Source organism: Pseudomonas protegens, assembly GCF_003732485.1.
Lineage (GTDB): Bacteria > Pseudomonadota > Gammaproteobacteria > Pseudomonadales > Pseudomonadaceae > Aquipseudomonas > Aquipseudomonas protegens_B.
Window position 1 is genome coordinate 1 of the sequence record NZ_MOAK01000040.1, and the last position, 700, is coordinate 700.

1 protein-coding gene is annotated in these 700 nt (G+C 65.0%); it reads right to left on the minus strand.

Going from position 1 to position 700, the window contains the following annotated elements; translation table 11 throughout:
• Positions 1-700, minus strand: a 700-nt coding sequence (locus tag BLX41_RS09395) for an NAD-dependent epimerase/dehydratase family protein (RefSeq protein WP_123724664.1), incomplete at both ends; no start/stop codon positions are given.

Genomic DNA, 700 nt, shown 5'->3' on the forward strand with positions numbered 1-700 from the left:
TGAGGTTTTCCAGGGCACTGACGTCGGCGCAGGTGTTGAGCACGTCACCGGGCTGCAGGGGCAGGTACTCCACCTGGGCCTGGCGTCCGAGGAGCTTTTCCAGGGTTGCCACGTAGTCCTTGAGTTCCACCGGGCGCTGGCCGCCGATGTTGAACAGGCGCCAGGGCGCCATGCTGGTGGCCGGGTCCGGCTGCTCGCGATCCCACAGCGGGTCGCGCACCGGCGGCTTGCTCAGCAGGCGCACCAGAGACTCGACGATGTCGTCGACATAGGTGAAGTCGCGCTGGTGCAGGCCGTAGTTGAACAGTTTCAACGGCCGGCCCTGGCTGATGGCATCGGCGAACAGGATCGGCGACATGTCCGGCCGGCCCCAGGGACCGTAGACGGTGAAGAAGCGCAGGCCGGTGGCCGGTACACCGAACAGGTGGCTGTAGCTGTGGGCCATCAGCTCGTTGGCTTTCTTGCTCGCGGCATACAGCGACAGCGGGTGGTCGACGTTGTCGCTGACCTTGTATGGGGTTTGCTGGTTGGCCCCGTACACCGAGCTGGAAGAGGCGTAGATCAGGTGCTCCACCGGGTAGCGCCGGCACATTTCCAGCAGGTTGAGGAAGCCTGAGAGGTTGCTGTCCAGGTAGGCCTTGGGATTTTCCAGGGAGTAGCGCACCCCGGCCTGGGCGGCGAGGTTGATCACCACCTGGGG